Origin of the sequence: Erwinia sorbitola (assembly GCF_009738185.1) — a bacterium.
In the GTDB taxonomy this organism is placed as follows: Bacteria; Pseudomonadota; Gammaproteobacteria; order Enterobacterales; family Enterobacteriaceae; genus Erwinia; species Erwinia sorbitola.
This window is the reverse complement of record NZ_CP046509.1, coordinates 475,973-498,267: the sequence shown is the minus strand read 5'-3', so window position 1 is coordinate 498,267 and position 22,295 is coordinate 475,973. Positions and strand designations below refer to the sequence as shown.

General features: G+C 52.4%; 16 protein-coding genes. 8 read left to right on the top strand and 8 right to left on the bottom strand.

Going from position 1 to position 22,295, the window contains the following annotated elements; genetic code table 11:
* Positions 1-3 precede the first annotated feature (3 nt).
* Both rapZ and npr read left to right on the top strand, forming a co-directional pair.
* The gene (gene rapZ / locus GN242_RS02255; RefSeq protein WP_154753153.1) at positions 4-858 is read left to right on the top strand and encodes an RNase adapter RapZ; all 855 of its coding nucleotides are present in this window, start codon (positions 4-6) and stop codon (positions 856-858) included.
* Entirely contained in the window at positions 855-1,127 is a 273-nt protein-coding gene (gene npr / locus GN242_RS02250) for a PTS phosphocarrier protein NPr (protein ID WP_154753154.1), read from the top strand. The genes rapZ and npr overlap by 4 nt, the downstream gene beginning before the upstream one ends.
* 70 nt (positions 1,128-1,197) lie before the next feature.
* Here npr and mtgA read toward each other — a convergent pair whose 3' ends face one another.
* Together mtgA and arcB are read right to left on the bottom strand one after the other, a co-directional pair.
* The gene (gene mtgA, locus GN242_RS02245; protein ID WP_156286847.1) at positions 1,198-1,923 is read right to left on the bottom strand and encodes a monofunctional biosynthetic peptidoglycan transglycosylase; all 726 of its coding nucleotides are present in this window, start codon (positions 1,921-1,923) and stop codon (positions 1,198-1,200) included.
* A 793-nt stretch (positions 1,924-2,716) separates the two neighbouring features.
* The gene (gene arcB / locus GN242_RS02240) at positions 2,717-5,056 is read right to left on the bottom strand and encodes an aerobic respiration two-component sensor histidine kinase ArcB (RefSeq protein WP_154753156.1); all 2,340 of its coding nucleotides are present in this window, start codon (positions 5,054-5,056) and stop codon (positions 2,717-2,719) included.
* Between the two features lie 1,016 nt (positions 5,057-6,072).
* Between arcB and GN242_RS02235 the strand changes: the two genes are divergently transcribed.
* Together GN242_RS02235 and GN242_RS02230 are read left to right on the top strand one after the other, a co-directional pair.
* Positions 6,073-11,604 carry a glutamate synthase-related protein gene (locus tag GN242_RS02235; protein WP_156286846.1) on the top strand — a complete coding sequence of 1,844 codons (5,532 nt, stop codon included), beginning with the start codon at positions 6,073-6,075 and terminating at the stop codon, positions 11,602-11,604.
* 51 nt (positions 11,605-11,655) lie between these two features.
* Positions 11,656-13,413, top strand: coding sequence for a sulfite reductase subunit alpha (locus GN242_RS02230; protein ID WP_156286845.1), 1,758 nt, complete (start codon positions 11,656-11,658; stop codon positions 13,411-13,413).
* Between the two features lie 77 nt (positions 13,414-13,490).
* Here the strand turns inward: GN242_RS02230 and sspB are convergent, their stop codons facing one another.
* The 5 genes from sspB to zapE form a co-directional block, all read right to left on the bottom strand.
* Positions 13,491-13,991 carry a ClpXP protease specificity-enhancing factor gene (gene sspB / locus GN242_RS02225; protein WP_154753159.1) on the bottom strand — a complete coding sequence of 167 codons (501 nt, stop codon included), beginning with the start codon at positions 13,989-13,991 and terminating at the stop codon, positions 13,491-13,493.
* Positions 13,992-13,996: 5 nt separating this feature from the next.
* Positions 13,997-14,638 carry a stringent starvation protein SspA gene (sspA, locus tag GN242_RS02220; RefSeq protein ID WP_048914440.1) on the bottom strand — a complete coding sequence of 214 codons (642 nt, stop codon included), beginning with the start codon at positions 14,636-14,638 and terminating at the stop codon, positions 13,997-13,999.
* Positions 14,639-14,944: 306 nt separating this feature from the next.
* Positions 14,945-15,337, bottom strand: a complete 393-nt coding sequence (gene rpsI / locus GN242_RS02215) for a 30S ribosomal protein S9 (RefSeq protein WP_034890399.1) — start codon at positions 15,335-15,337, stop codon at positions 14,945-14,947.
* A 15-nt stretch (positions 15,338-15,352) separates the two neighbouring features.
* Positions 15,353-15,781: a 50S ribosomal protein L13 gene (gene rplM, locus GN242_RS02210; protein ID WP_056231094.1), complete on the bottom strand. Its 429-nt coding sequence runs from the start codon at positions 15,779-15,781 to the stop codon at positions 15,353-15,355.
* Between the two features lie 244 nt (positions 15,782-16,025).
* Positions 16,026-17,153, bottom strand: a complete 1,128-nt coding sequence (gene zapE, locus GN242_RS02205; RefSeq protein ID WP_156286844.1) for a cell division protein ZapE — start codon at positions 17,151-17,153, stop codon at positions 16,026-16,028.
* 176 nt (positions 17,154-17,329) lie between these two features.
* Between zapE and zapG the strand changes: the two genes are divergently transcribed.
* From zapG to degS, 3 genes are all read left to right on the top strand, one after another.
* Entirely contained in the window at positions 17,330-17,728 is a 399-nt protein-coding gene (gene zapG, locus GN242_RS02200) for a Z-ring associated protein ZapG (protein WP_154753161.1), read from the top strand.
* Positions 17,729-17,831: 103 nt separating this feature from the next.
* On the top strand, positions 17,832-19,214 hold the full coding sequence (gene degQ, locus GN242_RS02195; protein ID WP_154753162.1) for a serine endoprotease DegQ: 1,383 nt from the start codon (positions 17,832-17,834) through the stop codon (positions 19,212-19,214).
* An 84-nt stretch (positions 19,215-19,298) separates the two neighbouring features.
* The gene (degS, locus tag GN242_RS02190; protein WP_154753163.1) at positions 19,299-20,360 is read left to right on the top strand and encodes an outer membrane-stress sensor serine endopeptidase DegS; all 1,062 of its coding nucleotides are present in this window, start codon (positions 19,299-19,301) and stop codon (positions 20,358-20,360) included.
* A gap of 157 nt (positions 20,361-20,517) precedes the next feature.
* Here degS and mdh read toward each other — a convergent pair whose 3' ends face one another.
* Positions 20,518-21,453 carry a malate dehydrogenase gene (mdh, locus tag GN242_RS02185; protein WP_154753164.1) on the bottom strand — a complete coding sequence of 312 codons (936 nt, stop codon included), beginning with the start codon at positions 21,451-21,453 and terminating at the stop codon, positions 20,518-20,520.
* 319 nt (positions 21,454-21,772) lie between these two features.
* Here mdh and argR point away from each other — a divergent pair, with 319 nt between their 5' ends.
* Complete coding sequence (gene argR, locus GN242_RS02180; RefSeq protein WP_154753165.1) at positions 21,773-22,243, top strand: transcriptional regulator ArgR; 471 nt, start codon at positions 21,773-21,775, stop codon at positions 22,241-22,243.
* Positions 22,244-22,295 lie beyond the last annotated feature (52 nt).

Sequence of the window (22,295 nt, the reverse complement as noted above, 5' to 3'; positions counted from 1 at the left end):
GAAATGGTGCTGATGATCGTCAGCGGTCGTTCAGGCTCAGGAAAATCAGTGGCGTTACGCGCCCTGGAAGATATGGGTTTTTACTGCGTGGACAACTTGCCCGTGGTATTACTGCCTGACTTGGCTAATTCGCTGGCTGAACGCAACATATCTGCTGCGGTGAGCATTGATGTCCGCAATATGCCGGAATCTCCGGAAGTATTTGAAACTGCGCTCACCAATTTGCCAGACTGCTTTTCTCCGCAGCTGCTGTTCCTGGATGCTGACCGTAATACATTAATTCGTCGCTACAGCGATACGCGCCGCCTGCATCCCCTTTCCAGCAAGAACCTGTCGCTGGAGAGCGCCATCGATGAAGAGAGCGATTTGCTGGAACCGTTACGTTCCCGTGCCGATCTGATTATCGACACCTCCGAAATGTCAGTGCATGAACTGGCAGAGATGCTGCGTACCCGCCTGCTGGGGAAACGTGAACGTGAGCTGACCATGGTGTTCGAATCCTTCGGATTTAAACACGGCATTCCGATCGATGCTGACTATGTTTTCGATGTACGCTTCCTGCCCAATCCGCACTGGGATCCAAAACTGCGTCCTATGACCGGTCTCGATCGTCCTGTTGCCGCTTTCCTCGATCGTCATACGGAAGTTCATAACTTTATCTATCAGACGCGCAGTTACCTGGAGTTGTGGTTACCCATGCTGGAAACCAACAACCGCAGCTACCTGACCGTAGCCATCGGCTGTACCGGTGGTAAACACCGTTCAGTTTATATTGCCGAGCAGCTGGCGGATTATTTCCGTTCGCGCGGTAAAAACGTTCAGTCGCGTCATCGTACGCTGGAAAAACGCAAATCATGACCGTAAAGCAGACCGTTGAGATTAAAAATAAGCTGGGAATGCATGCCCGCCCGGCAATGAAGCTGTTCGAGCTGGTTCAAAGTTTTGATGCTGAGGTGCTGCTGCGCAATGAAAGTGGTACTGAAGCGGAGGCCAGCAGCGTCATTGCACTGCTGATGCTCGATTCAGCAAAAGGGGGCCATATCGAAGTTGAAGCCAGCGGCCCCCAGGAAGAAGAAGCACTGGCCGCCGTTATCGATCTGTTTAACGCAGGATTCGACGAAGACTAACTCACCGCCGTTGAACTGAATGGCCTGTCAGTCCGTGACTGGTGCGGCTGATGGCCAGAATCAGAATCTCTCAGCGCAGCTTATGCTCCCGCAGGAATCCCTCACCGCCCAGCTGACGCATCTGTCGTAAAATCCACTGCTGACGCTGGCGTACATAGCCGGACGGGGCATCGACCCGGTAGCGAATTGGATTGGGCAGTACTGCTGCCAGCAGTGCGGCTTCCGACATCGTCAGGCGGCTGGCAGGCTTATGGAAATAACGCTGCGAGGCTTCCTCCACGCCAAAGACGCCCTTCCCCATCTCAGCGACGTTAAGATAAACGGTAAGAATACGACGTTTTGTCCAGACGGTTTCAATCCCCACGGTTAACCCCGCCTCCAGGCCTTTACGTATCCAGCTACGGCCGTCCCAGAGAAACACATTTTTTGCCGTCTGCTGTGAAAGGGTCGATGCGCCGCGCATACCCGCTTTTTCGCCATCGCTATCCAGCACTGACTGAATCGCTGCCACATCAAATCCCCAGTGCGTGGGAAACTTCTGGTCTTCAGATGCAATAACCGCCAGCGCCATCCACGGTGAAATCTCATCCATGCTTACCCAATCAGAATGAGCCACATAGCCAAAGTCACCACTAAACCAGGCGCTGATCTGACGTTCAGCCATAACCGCAGAAAATGGCACGGGTAAAAAAGCAAAAACGACAATTCCACCAAGCCATAAACCTGTTACGCCCAGGGCCAGGCGTAATAAACCCGATTTGATACGCGCTAACATGCGCGATTTTTTACGACTCATACTCAAGGATCCACCCAAAATTTATCAGTATGAAAATACACCAGGATTTCTCTTACCCTCTGAAGGTCACTAAGACCAAAGGAATCGGTTCCATAAAATCACGCACTTAACCTTTACTCCACGATGGATCTGTCCGGAGCTGAATAGACATCAAATTAATTGGTTCAGCCTGCTTATAAATTTCATCAGTGAGCTTTTGAAAAATTTGTCTCAGATGGAAAAATTCTCGCGTACATTTGACTATAGCCTACGTTTTTCACCGCCTGCCGACGCTGAAAGAGGTCTTTTATCCTGCTGAACGGAGTCAGCTTTTACCGCCCACAGTAAGGCGATCTGGTAAAATGTGCTAGCAGAAACCAAAACGTTTCGGAACACCAGGATAAAAAACCATTGATACCGAATTAAAACAATAAGTTAGAACTTAAAATAGCATAGGAGTTTGCGAGACTGCCGTACCTAATAAAAAAGCTTTAGACGCAAACGGTTTACCTTAATCTTATTGCTGCAATAAAAGCCATTAACGGTCAAAAAGCATACGGATTATCGTAAAAATCAATTCACCGCTTGACTGAATGGTAAAAATCGGTTCTTCTATTTAAGAACGCTGCTCAACATCACACATTTTAATGAATCCGGTAACATGTTACGCAAGATTTGCTAAAGTAGTGTCTGAGCATTGATATGTTCACCCAATACCAAATCTGAGCTCGCGATAATTAGTATCAAAATAGCTCAGATGTACCATTTTCCCTGGTGTTGGCGCAGTATTCGCGCACCCCGGCTTCGGTCGGGGTCATTTTTTTTCAGCATCCGTAACCCACTGACGTAATACTTCCACGTCATTGCGCCATTCCTGTTTCAGTTCATCAATCCACTCCTGAACGTTATCCCACCAGGCAGGCAGCTCAGGACTTTGAATCTGTTTTGCAATCTGTTGCAAATGCGTCAGTCCGACAGAACCGGCAGCACCTTTGATTTTATGCCCCTCTTCAGCAATCCCTTTCTGGTCACGTGCCATCATGTTTGAATCCAGCACTGCAAGGTAGCCAGGCATCATCTGCTCAAACATCGCCAGGCTCTGATGAATCAGCCCAGGCCCTACCAGCTCGATATACTGCTCAAGCATGGGAACATCCAGTAACGCCAGTTCTTTCTGATCCATGTTGCCCTCCGCTACATCAGGTAACGCTAATTCCTGGAAATCCCAGTATTTTTTGATCATCGCAGTCAGGGCGGGAACGGCCAGGGGCTTGCTCAACACGTCATCCATCCCTGCATCCAGATATTCACGCTTATCCTTCAGTACGTTGGCAGTCAGCGCCACCAGCGGCGGCAAATGCTCACCGGCATGACGTTGGTGAATCGCACGCGCCACATCAAGCCCGGTCATATCCGGCAGCTGGATATCCAGCAGCACAAGGTCGAACTCATCAGGATCAAACATATCCAGCGCAGCCTGACCCGTCATTGCCACTTCCACGCTGTTACCTAATTTTTCCAGCACCGAGCGCGCCACCACCACATTCAGCTCAATATCTTCCACCAGCAGCACATGCAACGCAGGCAGCGGCAGATCCTCTTCAGCCTGCTCATCTTCGGCCTCATCAACCACACGTGGCGCATTGATCGTCAGGGTAAAGCAGGAGCCCTGGCCGGGTGCGCTGTGCACACGAATATCCCCGCCCATGCTCTGCGCCAGGCGACGGGATACCGCCAGGCCAATGCCGGTGCCGGTTGCTGGTTTGCCTCCACGCTGATCTTTCACCTGGTAGTACATGGCAAAAATCTTATCCTGCTCATCCTCCGGAATACCCATCCCGGAATCTTCCACCTCAAAGCACAGACAGTCATCCTGCTGATAACCCACCCGTACCACAATTTCACCGCGCTGAGTAAATTTCACCGCGTTGCCAATCAGGTTCCACAGGATCTGGCGCAGCCGCGTGCCGTCAGCAATAATTTTTTGCGGCAGGGGTAATGTCGGCTCGAGGACAAACTTCAGGCCTTTTGGTTCGGCCAGCAGGCCAGAGAGGTTTTCCAAATCAGCGAGGAATCCGGTGAAATCAATCGGCTGGTTATCAAGCTGCACTTTGCGGCGCTCGATCTTGTCCATCTCAATCACATCATTGAAAATATTACCCAGCGTAATCGCCGACACATGGATGGTTTTCAGATACTTCAGCTGCTCCTGGTTAAGATTTGTATCCAGGAGAATACGGCTTAAACCGACAATGCCATTAAGCGGCGTACGAAGCTCGTGGCTAATCGTAGAGATAAACGTGGTCTTTTCCCTGCTGGCATTCTCTAATGCGTCCTGGTAGCGCTTACGTTCGGTTATATCGCGTCCAAAGCCCATTAAACCACTGCGTTTCCCCACCCGGTCGTAATAGGGCACCTTACGGATTTCGAAACAGGCTTTGCGGCCATCGGGGTATTGCAGCCACTGTTCATAAGTCAGGGAGACGTTATGACGGAACACCTTCTCATCGGTTTCCAGCACTTTCGTCGCCGCGTCATCGTCGTAAACGTCTTTTGGCGACAGGCCAATCAGCTGTTTTTCACTTTTGCCCGTCAGCAGCTCCATCGCGCGGTTACAGCCGGAGAACTGCTGGTCAATATTGCGGTAGAACACCAGATCGGGGGAGGCATCAAGGAAGGAGCGTAGAAATGAGGACTGTTGTTCGAGTTCGATCTGCGCTTCTTCACGTCGCGCCATCTCCTCTTTCAGCTTTGCCATCACCTGAAGACGAGCCTCTTCTGCTTTAATTCGGTCAGAAATTTCCTGATTCAGCTGGGTGATATTTTCCTGCATCTGCTGGTTAAGCTCCAGATCGCGATTGCGCATCTCTTCGAGCTTATCCACCAGGCGAGCAAGGCGCTGACGCGATTCTTCTAACTGCTCCACCACCACCGAGAGGAAATAAACCGCCCACGGAGTAATAAGCAGGCCGAAGAAGACGGAGCGCACCATATCGATACTCTCAACATGACCGCGCAATACCATGGTCACCGCCATCTGCACAATCATTGCCAGCACCACCAGAGCAGAGGCAAGCAGCAGCGAAAAGCGTACCAGCCCCAGCTTAACCATCAAATCGACGTAATACTGCGCTAATAAACGAATTTGTTTCATATAGGATTCCTTCCGGCCTGATAGCGGCAATCATACCGGAATTGAACAAAAGACCAACGCGCTATCTGCCGGATTGAGTGTCAGAAATATGCACAGTAATAGTGCAGCAGTACCAACAGCTGCGCCGCTGTTATAACGGGATTATCCGCGCCATGCGCTTATGACGGGCAGTTCGGGGCAAAACCAGGCCACACACCGCTCTCCTCCCTGTCACCGAGGGTAAATTTTTTTTTGCCGGGATGGCAAAAAGTTACCCCTGAGGATATTGACTAAATTTTATAACTGCATAATCTGTAGGGCCGCTCTGGATTCAGTGCGCCTTTCTCTTGTTGATAGTTTTCATAGCGATGACAAATCTCAGTCGCATTCTCTCGTCACACCCAACGAATAACAATTCATAATTAATGAGAAATTAATCACACCTGGCATGATTAATTTTACTAATGACACCCCCTTGTTTAATTCAAATAAGCCCGAGCATTAAAAACAGTGTGTTCCTGCGGTTATGCAGCCGCTGACAGCACATTCTGCTGCCAATAACCCCGGCACCAGCATGGTGCAGAGATTTGCCCACTGCCCTATAGTGAGTCAGCTCACACTTCGCCCCCCTTCACTCGCTGACCGATCAGGTTAAAATAGACTGATATATCGTTAAATATCAGATATATAAATCGCAAAACACACTAAAAGGCATAAGTAATATCGCTATTTGACCTGAGTTCGCTTTCCCGATAAGTTGGAAATCCGCTGGAAGCTTTCCTGACGGGCCAGTGTCTCGGCATATCTATGCAGCAAGTAGACTCCCTCGTGATGTAAGTTATCTCCAATTTGAGACCCGGAATTTAGTGAGCAGCTCATTCAAGGACGTTTAAACAAATGTCCATTAATGGAATGTTCCGAGTCACGGTGTCTGCGTTTTAGCGGCAAGAAAATGATACAGAGCCTGAGGAGACACTCCGGTGTGCTCTGAGCCTGAAAAACAGTGGTAATGTCAAAAGCAGTTAAGGAGGCCCTCGATGTCCAACTCAAAACCTTATCCCTATGGCTTGTATGACCCATCAAAAGACAGTGATAGCTGTGGTGTAGGTTTCATTACTCGTAAGGACGGCGAGCAAACTCATGAGGTTCTGCAAATGGCACACAGTGCCCTGTGCACCGTACCTCATCGCGGGGGCATGTCAGCAGAAGGCGTTGGTGACGGCGCTGGTGTCAACGTTGACCTCTCTTTGCACTTCTTCCGCAAAATTACCGGACTGCCGCTGGAAGCGGGCCGCTTTGGTGTGGGTAACTTCTTCGTACCTAAAGACAGTGCGTTACGCGCCAACGCCGAGCGCCTGGTTGAAGAAACTCTGGCTTCATACAATCTGAATATCATTGTTAAGCGTGATATGCCGCTGGATAACAGCGTACTGCGTCCGGCAGCTATTTCGTTTCAGCTGCCTATCGTGCAATGGGTGTTTACTGCCCCGGCCGATGTGACCAGCCAGATTGATTTTGAAAAACGCATATATCGTGCCCTGCTGGATATCGAAGCTCGCGCCTTTACCGAGAGTGATTTTGGCGGTCTTTATCCGCTTTCGCTCTCCTCGCGCACTCAGGTATTTAAAGCGCGCCTGAACTCCAATGAAGTCATTCCCTATTTCCAGGATCTGACCGATGCTGACCATCAGGTACGCGGTCTGTTCTTCCATACTCGTTTTTCAACCAATACCGACCCGCACACCACCATGGCGCAGCCTTTCCGTCTGATGGCACACAACGGTGAACTCAACACGGATCGTAAAAACCGTATTGCTGAATCGGCGCTGGCGCTGGCGCGCGGCAAGAAAATCGTGCGTCCGAAAGGTCAGTCAGACAGCTCCCGCCTCGATCAGAGTATCCACAGCCGCCTGATGGAAGATAACCTTGACCTGATCACCGCAGTGGTATCAATGATGCCGCCAGCGTGGGAAAACGATCCGTCGTTGTCTGCTGAAGTACGTGCCATGCTGGAATACTTCTCTCTCTACGAAGAGAAGAACGATGGCCCGGCAGCGCTGATCTTCGGTAATGGTGAAGTGATTGGCGCACGTCTTGACCGCCTGGGCCTGCGCCCTCTGCGCTCGGTGGAAACCGCTGAGTATATTGGTGCGATGTCTGAAGCTGGTCAGATCGCCTTCCCGCCGGAAAGCGTCCTGCGTCGTGGTCGTATCGAAGCGGGCGGAATGCTCTATTACGATCACCGTGAGAAGCGCAGCTACACCACCGTAGAAGCGTTAGAGAAACTGGCTGCAGTGGCCGATTATCCTGCTTTGCTGGCAGAGTCTCGTGTGACCTTAGACGATCTCCCGGTCATACCGGCAGAGCAGCAAGGCTCCCCTTCGCGTTATAGCGGTGACCTCAAAACCTATCAGCGTTTTGTGGCCTACTACTACAACCAGGAGAGCTTCAAATTCATGATGGATCCGATGCTGACTACCGGTGCTGAAAAGATTTCAGCTATGGGTTATGGCAACGCGATCAATGCCTTATCCGACCATGAAGGCGGAATGGCACACTATTTCTCACAGCGCTTTGCTCAGGTGACAAACCCGCCTCTGGACTCAATCCGTGAAGCTGACGGTATGACAATGCGCGTAGCCTTAGGCGCTAAACCGCATCTCGGACGCAGCAAAGGCCACCAGATTGTGGTGCCAACGCCAATCCTGTCACATCTGGACATGCTGCAACTGCGCGAGCAGACCGTAGCGCCGTATGCCCGTTTTGACATGCTCTACCTGCCGGTGATCGGTACTGACCCGCAGAGCCGTGCGGCCAATGCCGATGCGCTCGAGCAGGCAATTGACGCACTGGCGCAGGATGTGGTCGATTTCGCTCGCGAGCAGGGCGGCATCGCGGTTATTACCGACCGCCATATCTCCTCTACTCACGCCAGCATCCCGATGCTGCTGATGGTTTCTGCGATTAACCAACGCCTGGTGCAGGAAGGTTTGCGTCTCGACGTCTCACTGGTGGTTGAAAGTGGTCAGAGCATCTCTTCACACCATATTGCTGCCGCGCTGGGCTTTGGTGCTTCCGCTATCTACCCGCTTGGCGTGCAGATGCGTGCGGAAGAGAAGTACGGTGAAGGCGAGGCAGGTAACAAAGCCTTTAAACGCTATGCTAAAGCCGCAGAAAAAGCACTGATGAAAACCATGGGCAAAGTGGGCCTGTGTACCGTTGAGAGCTACAGCTGCGGTGAGTTCTTCGAGCCGAACTTCCTCGACACTGAAGACCGCGTGCTGAAGAAATATTTCCCGAATATTAAAACCCCGGTGGGCGGAGCAGGCTTTGCCACCATCGCACAGATGGCCGTGGACTGGCACCAGAGTGCGCTGCGCATTCAGGGGGAATCTGACGTACCCTTGCTGGGCCTGTTTAAAGAGCGCGCGGAAGGCGCAGGGCACTCCTACGGCACCATTGCTGTGCGTACCTTTATCGATATGACCGAGCAACCTATCCGCTTTGCCGATAAAGCCCGTGAGGAGGATAACTTTATCCGCCTGATGACGCTGGCGAAACTGGATAATGCGTTCAGTATCAAAACCAAAACCTTTGCTGACAGCAGCTTCGAACGTATTCCGAACGAGGTGATTGATAACTTTACGATCACCGCTGACTACCGTCAGTTCTCCAGCCTGATGCAGGAGGAGCGTAAACGTCGTCCGGCCGCACTGCGCGATATTCTCGCCCTGCCCGCTGATTTAACCCATGTAGACAGCGAAGCAGAGTTCACCCGTAAGCTGGGCCGCTATTCACTGATCAACAACGGTTTTGCCGTACGTGGACTGGTCTGCGAAGCAACGGAAGGCCGTGAAGGGCACTTTATACTGCGCCTGACCGATGCCATTGTTGGCCTGAAAAGCGAACATGATCGCCTGACCACCCTCTCCGGCGTACTGAAAAAACGCTTTGGTGATGCGATTGAACATGCTGAAGTGACTGCCGATGCGCTACACCTGACCACAACCGGAAAAGCAGCGGACTATTTGTCGCGTATTTTCACGATCTCTCCGGTGCTGCCACTCAGTGAAGTACAGCCTGCCCATGAAATTACCCGCACCTTTGCTTCCGGGGCCATGAGCCATGGCGCACTGGTGGCTCCGGCACACGAAGCCGTTGCCCATGGCACCAATATGGTGGGCGGTATGAGTAACTGTGGCGAAGGTGGCGAACACTATTCACGTCACGGCACCATCCGCGCTTCTCGTATTAAACAGCTGGCATCCGGTCGTTTCGGCGTCTGGGCTGCTTATCTGGCAGACCCGATGCTTGAAGAGCTGGAAATAAAAATCGGCCAGGGAGCAAAACCAGGCGAAGGTGGTCAGCTACCGGCAGCCAAAGTGACCGTAGAGATCGCTGCGGCACGTGGCGGTACGCCGGGCGTGGAGCTGGTTTCCCCTCCTCCGCACCATGACACCTACTCGATTGAAGATCTGGCGCAGCTGATCCACGACTGTAAAGCTGCCCGGGTGCGGGTGATCGTTAAGCTGGTGTCGTCCGAGGGTATCGGCACCATTGCGGTTGGCGTGGCGAAGGCCGGTGCCGACGTTATCAACGTCGCTGGTAACACCGGCGGCACCGGGGCAGCTTCGGTTACCAGCCTGAAATATACCGGACGCGTGGCAGAAATCGGGATCGCCGAAGTTCATCAGGCGCTGTGTGCCAACGGCCTGCGTGAAAAAGTACTGCTGCGCTGTTCAGGCGCACAGCAGACCGGCAGCGACGTTGTGAAATCCGCGCTGCTGGGCGGCGACAGCTTTGAATTCGGCACCACCGCACTGATGATGCTGAAATGCGTGATGGCGAAAAACTGTAACGTGAAATGCCCGGCGGGTCTGACTACCAATGCCGAAGCCTTTGATGGAGATCCACGTCAGCTGGCGCAGTATTTTATCAACGTTGCTCATGAAGTGCGTGAAATGCTGGCGCGCCTCGGCCTGCGCTCTCTGCGCGAAGCCCGCGGCCGCTCCGATCTGTTGCATCTGATGGATCACCCGCTGGAAGTCGGCAAGCTGGATCTGCGTGCCATGCTGACCGTGGTACCAGAGATGAAGATCGCCCATCCGGTCTATCTGGAAAAAGACTTCGAACTGGATAACGGCTGGATCGATCTGCTGAACGATCAGCTGGTCAGCCAGGGATCGACAGAGATCAACCTGGGTGACGGGATCACTCTGAACAACCGTAACAAGAGCGTGGGTGGGCAGCTGGCTATCGATATCGAACGCCTGCTGAACCATACGCTGAATGCCGAGCATCTGAGCCGCATCCCGGCTGCGCTGCTGGACGATCGTGGTCGCCGCTATCTGGCACCGGGCACGGTTAATATCTCGACCTCAGGCTCTGCCGGTCAGTCCTACGGCGTATTCTGTAACGACGGTATGCGTCTGGAGCATTACGGCACCTGTAACGACGGCGTTGGTAAAGGACAGTGCGGCGGTGAAATTGTCGTCATGTCCCCAGGGGGCGGTTCGCAGGATGCGGAAGGTAACGTTCTGATCGGTAACTTCGCCCTGTTCGGCGCCACCGGCGGACGTCTGTTCGCACAAGGCCAGGCGGGCGACCGTTTTGCCGTACGTAATTCCGGCGCGACCGCTGTGGTTGAAGGCGTGGGTGATTTCTGCTGCGAATATATGACTAACGGCGCAGTGCTCAACCTCGGCACTTACGGCACCGGGTTTGGTAACGGTATGAGCGGCGGTTTCGCCTATCAGTACGACCCGTACGGCACGCTGGCGGGTTCAGCTGCCGGTGACTCCGTGATGCTTGGCTCCATTACTGATGACAACGAAATGGCACGCGTACATAAAGATGCGGTGCTGACGATGCTGAACTGGCATCTGGACGCCACCTCCTCGCCACGTGCGCAGTGGTTGCTCGATCACTGGGAAACCGAGAGCCAGCATTTTGTCTACGTGATGCCGCGCTCCCTGCTGCTGTATCAGGACGGCGGTGAGATCCTGAAAGCGAAGGCTCGTAAGGATCTGCTGGAAGAGTTGTCCACCGCGCTGGCTGGTCATCAGGTGGCTAAATTCAAAGCGGCCTGGCGCGAAGGGAAAGCAATCGCGAACGGTGCCGTTCCGGGCTACGGTGCAACAGATACTCCTGAGATGCTGGTACTGTTAAACAACTATACCGTTCTCAGTTCTGCACAACAGCTGGCGCTTTCACGGATGCCAAAAGGCACCTCAGTGGAAGATCCGGCAGTGGAGAAAGCCGTACGTAACCTGCTGATGACTGAAGACTTTACTCTGATCAGCAAGTTGCAACGCCACGGTCGTGCAGCCATTGAAAGCTACAGCGATGAAGAGCTTGCCTGCCTGATTGGTGCGAAGCGTATGACAGACTACAAAGCGGCGCTGACACAACGCAACATTCGTTCCATGGACAGCCTGGCGACTTACGGCTGGATTATGTATCAGGATGCATGTAACAGAGAAGTGCTGGGAAGACTGCCTGATTTTGAAGAGCTGTTCGCCCGTGCTGCACTGCCTGAATTAGCGGCTGCGGTCGGCAAACTTGCCTGAAAAATGAATATGAACAGTGACTTATACTTTAAATAATAGTAGATAAAACTGATGAAGATTCCTTACATTCCTGAAGATGCGCCATTTAATGGTGAGCAGAAATTTTGGCTGGCAGGCTTTCTTGCCGGATTACACTCGCGCCTGCTGGTGCTGGAAAATCAGCCGCAGGCGGCAGGCTCTGCTGCTTCAGCGGCAACCACTCAGCTCCATATTCTGTTTGGTTCTCAGACAGGTAATGCTGAAGCGTTAGCGCAGAGTGCGGCGAAAGCAGCACGCGCTAAAGGCCTGGTGCCGGTCGTTCAGGGACTGGGTGAGGTCGATATTGATGTGTTCGCCACTATGCGTCACGTGCTGGTGATCACTTCTACCTATGGCGAAGGTGAAATGCCGGATAACGCGCAGCTGTTCTGGCAGGCTATTTCCGCCAGCACTGCGCCACGCCTTGAGCAGATGCACTTTGCGGTTCTGGCGATCGGTGATACCGGCTACGACGGCTTCTGCCAGGCTGGTAAATTTATCGATATGCGTCTTGAGCAGCTCGGTGCAAAACGCGTCTACGATCGTATTGACTGCGATATTGATTATGAAGAGCCGTCCAACGAGTGGATCGCCAGCTCTATGCCACAGTTTGCCGCCAGCGCGGGCAGCAGCGGCAATGCGCTGGAGAGCGCACCGGAAGCTCCGGTCATCCCTGGCAGCAATAAAAACAATCCATACGCTGCCGCACTGGCGACCAACAAGCGCCTGTCCGGTGAGAACTCTGGCAAAGACATCCGCCACTTCGAGTTCGATCTGACCGACAGCGGACTGAAGTACGAGGCAGGTGATGCTCTGGGTGTAATTCCGGTCAACGAACCGGCGCTGGTTAATTTGCTGCTGACACAGTTGAAATCAGACTATGACACGCCGGTGCCGGGCTTTGAAAGAAGCCTCGGCGACCTGCTGACCTACCAGTTTGAGATCTCTGAGCCTTCACGCAAGCTGATCGAATGGGTTGGCCAGAACACCACTAACCAGGAACTGCGCCACGTATTGCAGCATGATGATAAAGATGCGCTTGGCGTATGGCTGTGGGGCAAAGACACTCTCGACCTGTTGCAACTGGATGTCACCCGTGCACTGAGTATTCCTGAGTTCGTCGCCCTGCTGCGTCCGTTGCAGCATCGCGCTTACTCTATTTCGTCAAGCCAGAAAGCACACCCTAATCAGGTACATCTGACCATCGCCTCTGTTCGCTATCACAGCGCAGGTCGTGCGCGTAGCGGCGTCTGCTCGACTTACCTGGCCGAGCGCGTTAAACGTGGCGAGAAGCCAGCGATCTTTATTTCTCCGAATAAAGCATTCCGCGTGCCAGCCAACAATGACGCCCCGCTGATCATGATCGGCCCGGGTACCGGTATTGCACCGTTCCGCGCCTTCCTTGAAGAGCGTGAAGCTGTGGACGCTAAAGGAAAGAACTGGCTGTTCTTCGGCGATCAGCATCAGGAACACGATTATATCTATCAGGATGAGCTGACTCACTGGCAGAAAAGTGGCCTGTTAACGCGTCTCGACCTGGCTTTCTCTCGCGATCAGGCTGAAAAAATCTACGTGCAGACTCGTATGCTGGAACAGGGTGCGGAGCTGTTTGCCTGGTTAGAAGAAGGCGCTTACTTCTATGTCTGTGGCGATGCATCACGCATGGCAAAAGACGTAGATAAGGCTCTGTATCAGGTGATTACTCAGTTTGGTGGGATGTCTGCGGAACGCGCAGCAGATTATGTCGATCAGCTGAAGAAAGAGAAACGCTACCTGCGCGACGTCTATTAATAGATTAAAGGGCGAGCCGCAGCCGTGGTTCCGCCCCTCGTGACAGATATAAAAAAACGGGCCATCAGGCCCGTTTTTTATTTCACAACGCGAAGCGCCGGACGACCACCGCGCGGAGGCGGCTCATCGTCTGGATCATTGTCGTCGTCAGGAACACTGTCATCGGGACGATCGCCATCGATCACCGACATCACCGTTTCCGGAGCATCATCCTGCCCGCTTGACTCATCGAACTCACCCGCATCTTCATACGCTGGCTCGGGTTCAAACATGGTACCGGCCCCGTTTTCACGAGCATAAACCGCCAGCACCGCCGCTAAAGGCACGGAAACCTGACGCGGTACGCCGCCAAAACGTGCGCTGAAACGAACTTCATCATTGCCCAACTCAAGATTGCCTACGGCACGCGGCGCAATGTTCAGAACGATCTGACCATCGCGGGCATACTCCAGAGGAACCATCACGCCGGGTAAATTGATGTCGACGACCAGATGCGGCGTGAGATTGTTGTCGAGCAACCACTCATAAAAAGCGCGCAACAGATAAGGACGACGTGCGGTAAGTTGAGACATTTCCATCGTACTTAGCCCCGCGTTTGCAGGCGCATTTCACGTTCTGCTTCGGTCAGAGAAGCAAGGAAGGAGTCACGCTCGAAGACACGAGTCATATAGCCTTTAAGCTCTTTAGAACCCGCGCCAATCAGCTCAATGCCCATCTGCGGCAAACGCCACAGCAGAGGAGCCAGATAGCAGTCAACCAGGCTGAACTCTTCGCTCATAAAGAACGGCGTACGGGCGAACAGTGGTGCGATAGCCAGCAGCTCTTCGCGCAGCTGTTTGCGCGCAGCTTCGGCTTCCTGTGCGGTGCCGTTTTCAACTTTACGCATCAGGCTGTACCAATCCTGCTCAACGCGATGCATCATCAGGCGGCTTTCACCGCGTGCTACCGGGTAAACCGGCATCAGTGGAGGATGCGGGAAGCGCTCGTCCAGATATTCCATGATGATGCGCGATTCATACAGCGTAAGCTCGCGATCCACAAGGGTGGGTACGGTGCGGTACGGGTTGAGGTCGATCAGATCCTGCGGCAGGTTATCCGTTTCAACCTGCTCGATCTCGACACTAACACCCTTCTCAGCCAGGACAATGCGTACCTGGTGGCTGAAAATGTCAGTCGGACCAGAAAACAGCGTCATTACCGAACGTTTGTTGGCAGCGACAGCCATGTAAACCTCCAAGTTTATCGAGAAAATTACTGCGAATAGCCATCCACGCGGCGACCCATTATTGCCATTGGCCCGAAGACTGACCGATCCCTGGTACACAGGATACACGCGTCATTGCCCGGACAATGGGCACAAAGTGACACATAGTTTACCAGATTTTAGCCAGCTTGTGGGGGGTCACACGCGGAATTGCGGGGGAAATTGGTAAAGCGGTGTGAGTTTCGCGCTTTTTGCACCGGAAGAAAATAAAAAACCCGGCGCCAGGCACCGGGTTTTCCGATAATCGCTTCTGCGGAGCAGAAAAAATTAACGTTTGGAGAACTGAGGACGACGACGTGCTTTACGCAGGCCGACTTTCTTACGTTCAACTTTACGAGCATCGCGAGTAACGAAGCCTGCTTTACGCAGTTCGCCACGCAGTGACTCGTCGTACTCCATCAGAGCGCGTGTGATACCGTGACGGATCGCACCAGCCTGACCAGAGATACCACCACCTTTAACAGTGATGTACAGATCGAATTTACCAACCATGTCCAGCAGTTCCAGCGGCTGACGAACTACCATGCGGGCAGTTTCGCGACCGAAGTACTGTTCTAAAGAACGCTGGTTGATAACGATATTACCGCTACCCGGCTTAATAAAGACGCGTGCGGAAGAGCTTTTGCGGCGACCAGTGCCGTAGTTTTGATTCTCAGCCATTGCCTGTAATCCCGATTAAATGTCAAGAACTTGCGGTTGCTGTGCCGCATGGTTGTGCTCGTTGCCCGCGTAAACTTTCAGTTTACGGTACATAGCACGGCCCAGCGGGCCCTTTGGCAGCATGCCTTTAACCGCGATTTCAATCACACGCTCAGGACGGCGAGCAATCATCTCTTCGAAGGTCGCTTGCTTGATACCACCGACAAAGCCGGTGTGATGGTAATAAATCTTGTCAGTACGCTTGTTACCAGTTACGGCAACTTTCTCAGCGTTCAGAACGATGATGTAATCACCTGTATCGACGTGCGGAGTATATTCCGCTTTGTGCTTACCGCGCAGACGACGAGCCAGTTCGGTCGCTAAGCGACCTAAGGTTTTGCCTGTTGCGTCAACAACATACCAGTCACGTTGGACGGTTTCTGGCTTAGCTGTAAAAGTTTTCATCTAAAAGCTTACCCAAATTAAGTTACACGTTGGTGAAATCCCAAACGCTTGAATAAACGGTTGGAGCTCACACGACCATCTTGACCAGTAAGCCCACCCCTTCGGATAGAGTTACTGGAACACAAAGAGTTTTGGGAAAAAAACCTTTGTTGTAACGTGGGGTCGCAAGATTATAGAGAAGTCATCCGTAAAGGTCGAACGTTTTCTACGATAAAATTACCATCACGTCACAGTAATAAGAGACTCAGGGTAAATGCGGCAGCCGCAGGTACTCTTCGCTCTGCATCTCCTGCAAGCGGGAAACGCAGCGCTGATACTCAAACTTCAGCCGCGTACCCTGGTAAATCTCATAAAGTGATGCTTCTGCCGAGACCACCAGCTTCACGTGACGCTCGTAGAATTCATCTACCAACGCCAGGAAACGTCGAGCCTGATCTTCAGTCTTGTAAATCATCACCGGAACATCATACAGCAATACGCTGTGGAAACGGCGTGACAGTTCAATATAGTCGTGTTGACTGCGACCTTCGCCGCATAAAGCCAGGAAATTTATCGCCAGCACCCCTTCTGCCATCCCCAGCGTTGAGAGCTGGCGGTGATTAATTTCCAGCGGCTCGTGATGTGCACGCGGCTTTCCCGCCAGCGCAATAAACATGCGCTCCATCTCTTTCGATGTCTCTTCACCTAATGGCGTCATCCACAGATGTGCTGAGGTCAGCGTGCGCAGACGATAATCAATGCCCGCATCAACGTTCATAATCTCACAGTGCTGTTTGATCATCTCAATCGCAGGTATAAAGCGCGCTCGTTGCAGACCGTTGCGATAGAGGTCGTCCGGAGGAATATTTGAGGTGGCAACCAGGGTGATACCACGACTGAACAGCGCTTCCATCAGCGTACCTAGCAGCATCGCGTCGGTGATATCAGAGACAAAAAACTCGTCAAAGCACAGCAGATCAGTCTCGGCTTTAAAACGATCGGCAACAATTTGTAACGGATCGCTCTGCCCCTGTAGCTCGGTCAGCTCCTGATGCACCCGCAGCATAAAGCGGTGGAAGTGCAAACGCTGCTTCCGCTCGCCAGGAATCGACTGAAAAAACAGATCCATTAGCCATGTCTTGCCACGGCCAACGCCACCCCACATATACAGGCCGCGCGCCGGTGTCTGAACAGCGTTTTTATTTTTTCCTAATAGCGTGCTCAATTTACCAAATAACCCACCGCTGGCAGAGGAAGATGGCGGGCTGATACGGGTTAATGCCTGATAGATACTGTCCAGACGGGTCATCGCCGCGCGCTGTACCTCATCGGCCTGATACTCGCCGTTTTCCAGCGCCTGCTGATAGAGCGCCAGAGGAGACATCGTTTGCATAATGTTGTCACATTCCCTGAAAAATGGCCTTGCCGTGTGGTTGATCGTCGAAAAAAAAGTCGTTCTACACTAAGCGAAGCTGCCGCAGGATTCCACTTCCATGAGATTAGCGGTTATAGTGGCTGTCATGAGTTAGAAAGGCCCTACGGAACAACGAAGACAATATGGGAGTTATTATGACCTGGGAATATGCGCTTATTGGGTTAGTAGTTGGGATTATTATTGGCGCGGTCGCCATGCGTTTCGGCAATAAGAAACTGCGTGAGCAACGCAGCTTGCAGTACGAACTGGAAAAAAGTAAAGCCGAGCTGGCTGACTATCGTGAAGAGCTTACCAACCATTTTGCCCACAGTGCAGAGCTGCTGGACAATATGGCACGTGATTACCGTCAGCTTTATCAGCATATGGCTAAGGGTTCAAATGACCTGCTGCCGAACCTCCCGGGTGAGAAAAACCCGTTTGCGTATCAGCTGACTGAATCCGAGGCAGACAACGATCAGGTGCCAGTGCAAATGCCACGTGATTACCCGGACAGCGCCTCAGGCCTGTTGCGTGGCGATCGCCCGGCCAAATAGTATTTTGGGGGTGCCTGTTGCCCCCTGTTTCTGTACCGCTGCAACTGAGTTACTCATATACAGATACCCTTTTATCCCCACAGGTAGCGAGAGTTGAGCCACGATGAAGAAGAGATCATTTCTGTTAAGCGCATTAGCCTTAAGTATTGGCGTCAATATGACCGTGGTACCCGCTTCAGTGGCATCGCTCCCCTCCCAGATTCAGGGAGAAGCGCTACCGAGCCTCGCTCCGATGCTGGAAAAGGTGTTACCTGCCGTGGTCAGCGTCCACGTTGAAGGCACCGAAAGCGACGACAACCAGCAGCAGATTCCCGAGCAGTTAAAACGTTTCTTTGAGCAAAATGGCCAGAGCGCGCCAGGTGACGATAAGGCCCCTGAGTTTGAAGGCCTGGCATCAGGCGTCATCATTGATGCGGCCAAAGGCTATGTACTGACCAATAATCATGTGGTCAGCGGTGCGGATAAAATCAGCGTCCAGTTAAGTGATGGCCGCGAGTTTGATGCCAAACTGGTTGGCCGTGATGAGCAGACCGATATTGCGCTGATCCAGCTCAATGGCGCAACGCGCCTTACTCAAATCAAAATAGCTGATTCCGATCAGCTTAAAGTCGGTGATTTTGCCGTTGCCATCGGTAACCCGTTTGGCCTCGGCCAGACCGCCACCTCCGGCATTGTCTCTGCTCTGGGCCGTAGCGGCCTGAATCTGGAAGGGTTGGAAAACTTTATCCAGACAGATGCGGCAATTAACCGGGGTAACTCGGGCGGGGCACTGGTGAACCTTAACGGTGAGCTGATCGGTCTGAATACCGCTATTCTGGCCTCCAGCGGGGGCAATATCGGCATCGGCTTTGCTATCCCAAGTAATATGGCAATGGGCCTGGCGCAGCAGCTGATCCAGTTTGGTGAAGTCAAACGTGGTCAGCTTGGTATTAAAGGTACCGAGATGACTGCTGATATGGCTAAAGCTTTTAATGTCGACGTTCAGCGCGGGGCCTTCGTTAATGAAGTGCTGCCACAGTCCGCGGCGGCCAAAGCAGGTATCAAAGCGGGTGATATTATTACCAGCGTTGATGGTAAAACTATCGCCAACTTTGCTGAGTTGCGGGTAAGAATCGGTACCACTCCGCCAGGTCAGGAGGTTAAGGTTGGCCTGCTGCGCGAAGGTAAACCACTCACTGTTAGCGTGAAGCTGGATAACAGCACCCAGAGCAGCACCAGCGCAGAACTGATGACGCCAGCTTTACAGGGCGCAACACTCAGTGACGGCGCTGCTAAAAATGGCACTAAAGGTGTAAAAGTTGATGAGGTCGAGAAATCGACTCCGGCCGCCCAGTTTGGCCTCCAGAAAGATGATGTCATTGTTGGCGTAAACCGTACGCCGGTACAGAATCTGGCGGAACTACGCAAACTGCTGGAAGCTAAACCACCACTGCTGGCGCTAAACGTGATGCGCGGCGATGAGAATATCTATCTGTTATTGCCATAACAACGCCACACGCAGACACGGGCTACTGTGTCTGCGTAACTCATGCTATCCTCCCAGTCGTTCATTCATTCACCGCTTAAGACCATGTTTCTTAAAATTTTGCGTTCAGTGATCTTTGGCCTGATTGTGGCCGGTATTCTTCTGCTAGCTGTGCCCGGCCTCAGGCTCGGGAGCGACCTGCTGTCCAGCACCAGCAGCAGTACCAGCGAAGAACCCGTCAGTTACAATTCTGGTGTGCGACGCGCAGCACCTGCGGTGGTCTACGTCTATAATCGCAGCGCCAGTGGTGCCACCGATGTGCTCGGTTCAGGGGTGATTATGGATCCCCGGGGCTATATCCTGACCAATAAACATGTGATTAACGATGCCAGCCAGATTATCGTCAACCTACAGGATGGCCGCTATTTTGAAGCCATGCTGGTCGGCTCTGATTCCCTGACCGATCTGGCTGTGTTGAAAATTAATGCTTCTAATCTGCCGGTAATCCCTATCAATCCTCAGCGCGTCGCCCATGTCGGTGACCTGGTAATGGCGATTGGTAACCCTTACAACATCGGCCAGACGGTGACGCAGGGTATTATCGGTGCCACCGGACGTGTTGGCCTCAGCCCCTCCCGTCATCAGGACTTTCTGCAAACCGATGCATCGATTAACCGCGGCAACTCCGGCGGCGCGTTGATTAATTCCCTTGGAGAGCTGATGGGGATTAATACCCTGTCGTTTGATAAAAGCAGTAACGGTGAGACACCTGAAGGACTCGGTTTTGCTATCCCGACTAAGCTGGCCACCAAAGTGATGGAGAAGCTGATCCGTGATGGCCGGGTTATCCGCGGTTATATCGGTATTACGGGCCAGGAGTTCCGGCGTTCAAGCGGGATGGATACGGGAATCGAACACCCTCAGGTACAGGGTATTGTGGTGACCGTTGTTAAAGCAGGCGGGCCGGCCGATGTTGCCGGTATTCAGGTTAACGATACTATTACCCGGGTTAATAACGTTCAGGCTGCTTCTCCACTGGAAACCATGGATCAGGTAGCGGAAATCCGGCCGGGAACAGTCATTAACGTAGAGATCAGCCGCGATGGCAAAAAGATTACACTGCCGGTAACCGTACAAGAGTACCCTGAAGATAATCAAGGGCAGTAATCGGGCCAGAAAGGCGCTGCGTCATACGAGCGAGAATCAACACTGAATCGACCCACTACCTGAATGTGGTAATGGGCATCCCCGGGAGCTTACTCTGGTAAGAGACCGGGGTGATTGCCAGCAGGCAACGCAGCGAAAGTACCTTTAAGAAGAGGATTTACTTAACGAACTCTTCGCCCAGTACAATATCTTTCTTCAGTGTGTCCAGCATGCCTTCCAGCGACCGCTGTTCAAACGCGCTCAGGGTGCCGATCGGACGACGCTCAACAATACCATTTTTACCCAGCAACAGCGGCTGCGAGAAGAAACGAGCGTGCTCGCCATCCCCTTCAACATAGGCACATTCAACAATATTGCTTTCACCGTTCAACGCACGCACCAGCGACAGACCAAACAGTGCACCCGCCTGCCCCATTGACAGAGTCGCCGATCCGCCACCTGCTTTCGCTTCGACAACTTCAGTACCGGCATTCTGAATACGTTTAGTCAGATCGGCAGCTTCCTGCTCGGTAAACTGTACGCCCGGAATCTGTGACAACAACGGCAGAATGGTTACGCCTGAATGTCCACCCACCACTGGCACGTTCAATTCCTGTGGCTGTTTGCCCTTCAGCGCAGCAACAAAGGTATTGGCACGGATAATATCCAGCGTGGTCACGCCGAACAGTCTGTTTTTGTCGTAAACGCCTGCTTTTTTCAGCACTTCAGCAGCAATCGCCACGGTGGTATTTACCGGGTTAGTAATGATTGCAATGAGCGCTTTTGGACTGGTCGAAGCGACCTGTTCAATCAGATTACGCACAATTCCGGCATTTACGTTGAAAAGATCTGAACGATCCATGCCGGGTTTACGCGCCACACCCGCAGAGATTAGCACCACATCAGCACCTTTTAGCGCCGGAGTAGCATCTTCACCACTGAAACCTTCGATTTTAACTGCGGTAGGGATATGGCTTAAATCAACCGCTACACCGGGCGTGACCGGGGCGATATCATAGAGGGAGAGTTCTGAACCTGCCGGAAGCTGAGTTTTAAGCAGGAGGGCCAGAGCCTGGCCAATACCACCTGCTGCACCGAGGACTGCAACTTTCATCCTAAACTCCTTATTATTTTTTGAACATGACGTTTGCCGTGAAATCAATAGAGCAGTTACACCGTGATTTGGCGTTACATTACACCCTTAAAGGTAACTGGAACAACCTCAAGATTATAACAAACTGTTCACATAGTGCGCATTTCAGCAGGCGTCAGCAAATTTTTTTTTAGCGCCAAAATTTGTTAAAATGCACCTCCAGACGGCCAGGGATAGCCCGAGAATCCATTTCTTATTTGCATAAACATTCATTTAATTGCATAATAATGTAATAACCCGCTGAGGGTATCCCTTAATAACCTCCTTTTATCGGTAACCTATGCGTAACCCATCGAAACAAGAAGATCTGATCAAGGCTTTCAAGGCCTTACTCAAGGAAGAAAAATTCAGCTCGCAGGGCGAAATAGTCAGTGCACTTCAGGAGGAAGGTTTCGAAAACATTAATCAGTCGAAAGTTTCCCGTATGCTGACGAAGTTTGGCGCCGTGCGCACGCGCAATGCGAAAATGGAAATGGTGTATTGCCTGCCCGCAGAACTTGGCGTGCCTACCACCACCAGCCCGCTGAAAAATCTGGTACTGGATATCGACTTCAACGACGCGCTGGTAGTGATTCACACCAGTCCGGGTGCAGCGCAGCTGATCGCGCGCCTGCTCGACTCCCTCGGGAAAGCAGAAGGCATTCTCGGGACTATCGCCGGTGATGACACCATCTTTATTACCCCTGCGCGTGCCTTTACAGTGAAGCAGCTCTACGATGCAGTTCTGGTACTGTTTGAACAAGAGTTATAAGCCACTTCAGGAATTAACTGCCCGGCAACACTCACTATTTATGCATTTCTCT

What these genes read in the sequence shown, in the direction of transcription:
- zapE (WP_156286844.1), bottom strand. Translation starts at nt 17,153, where the DNA reads ATGCAAACGATGTCTCCTCTGGCGCTCTATCAGCAGGCGCTGGAAAAC.
- sspA (WP_048914440.1), bottom strand. Translation starts at nt 14,638, where the DNA reads ATGGCTGTCGCTGCCAACAAACGTTCGGTAATGACGCTGTTTTCTGGT.
- sspB (WP_154753159.1), bottom strand. Translation starts at nt 13,991, where the DNA reads ATGGAAATGTCTCAACTTACCGCACGTCGTCCTTATCTGTTGCGCGCT.
- GN242_RS02235 (WP_156286846.1), top strand. Translation starts at nt 6,073, where the DNA reads ATGTCCAACTCAAAACCTTATCCCTATGGCTTGTATGACCCATCAAAA.
- rapZ (WP_154753153.1), top strand. Translation starts at nt 4, where the DNA reads ATGGTGCTGATGATCGTCAGCGGTCGTTCAGGCTCAGGAAAATCAGTG.
- mdh (WP_154753164.1), bottom strand. Translation starts at nt 21,453, where the DNA reads ATGAAAGTTGCAGTCCTCGGTGCAGCAGGTGGTATTGGCCAGGCTCTG.
- mtgA (WP_156286847.1), bottom strand. Translation starts at nt 1,923, where the DNA reads ATGAGTCGTAAAAAATCGCGCATGTTAGCGCGTATCAAATCGGGTTTA.
- rpsI (WP_034890399.1), bottom strand. Translation starts at nt 15,337, where the DNA reads ATGGCTGAGAATCAAAACTACGGCACTGGTCGCCGCAAAAGCTCTTCC.
- zapG (WP_154753161.1), top strand. Translation starts at nt 17,330, where the DNA reads ATGACCTGGGAATATGCGCTTATTGGGTTAGTAGTTGGGATTATTATT.
- rplM (WP_056231094.1), bottom strand. Translation starts at nt 15,781, where the DNA reads ATGAAAACTTTTACAGCTAAGCCAGAAACCGTCCAACGTGACTGGTAT.
- GN242_RS02230 (WP_156286845.1), top strand. Translation starts at nt 11,656, where the DNA reads ATGAAGATTCCTTACATTCCTGAAGATGCGCCATTTAATGGTGAGCAG.
- degS (WP_154753163.1), top strand. Translation starts at nt 19,299, where the DNA reads ATGTTTCTTAAAATTTTGCGTTCAGTGATCTTTGGCCTGATTGTGGCC.
- degQ (WP_154753162.1), top strand. Translation starts at nt 17,832, where the DNA reads ATGAAGAAGAGATCATTTCTGTTAAGCGCATTAGCCTTAAGTATTGGC.
- npr (WP_154753154.1), top strand. Translation starts at nt 855, where the DNA reads ATGACCGTAAAGCAGACCGTTGAGATTAAAAATAAGCTGGGAATGCAT.
- argR (WP_154753165.1), top strand. Translation starts at nt 21,773, where the DNA reads ATGCGTAACCCATCGAAACAAGAAGATCTGATCAAGGCTTTCAAGGCC.
- arcB (WP_154753156.1), bottom strand. Translation starts at nt 5,056, where the DNA reads ATGAAACAAATTCGTTTATTAGCGCAGTATTACGTCGATTTGATGGTT.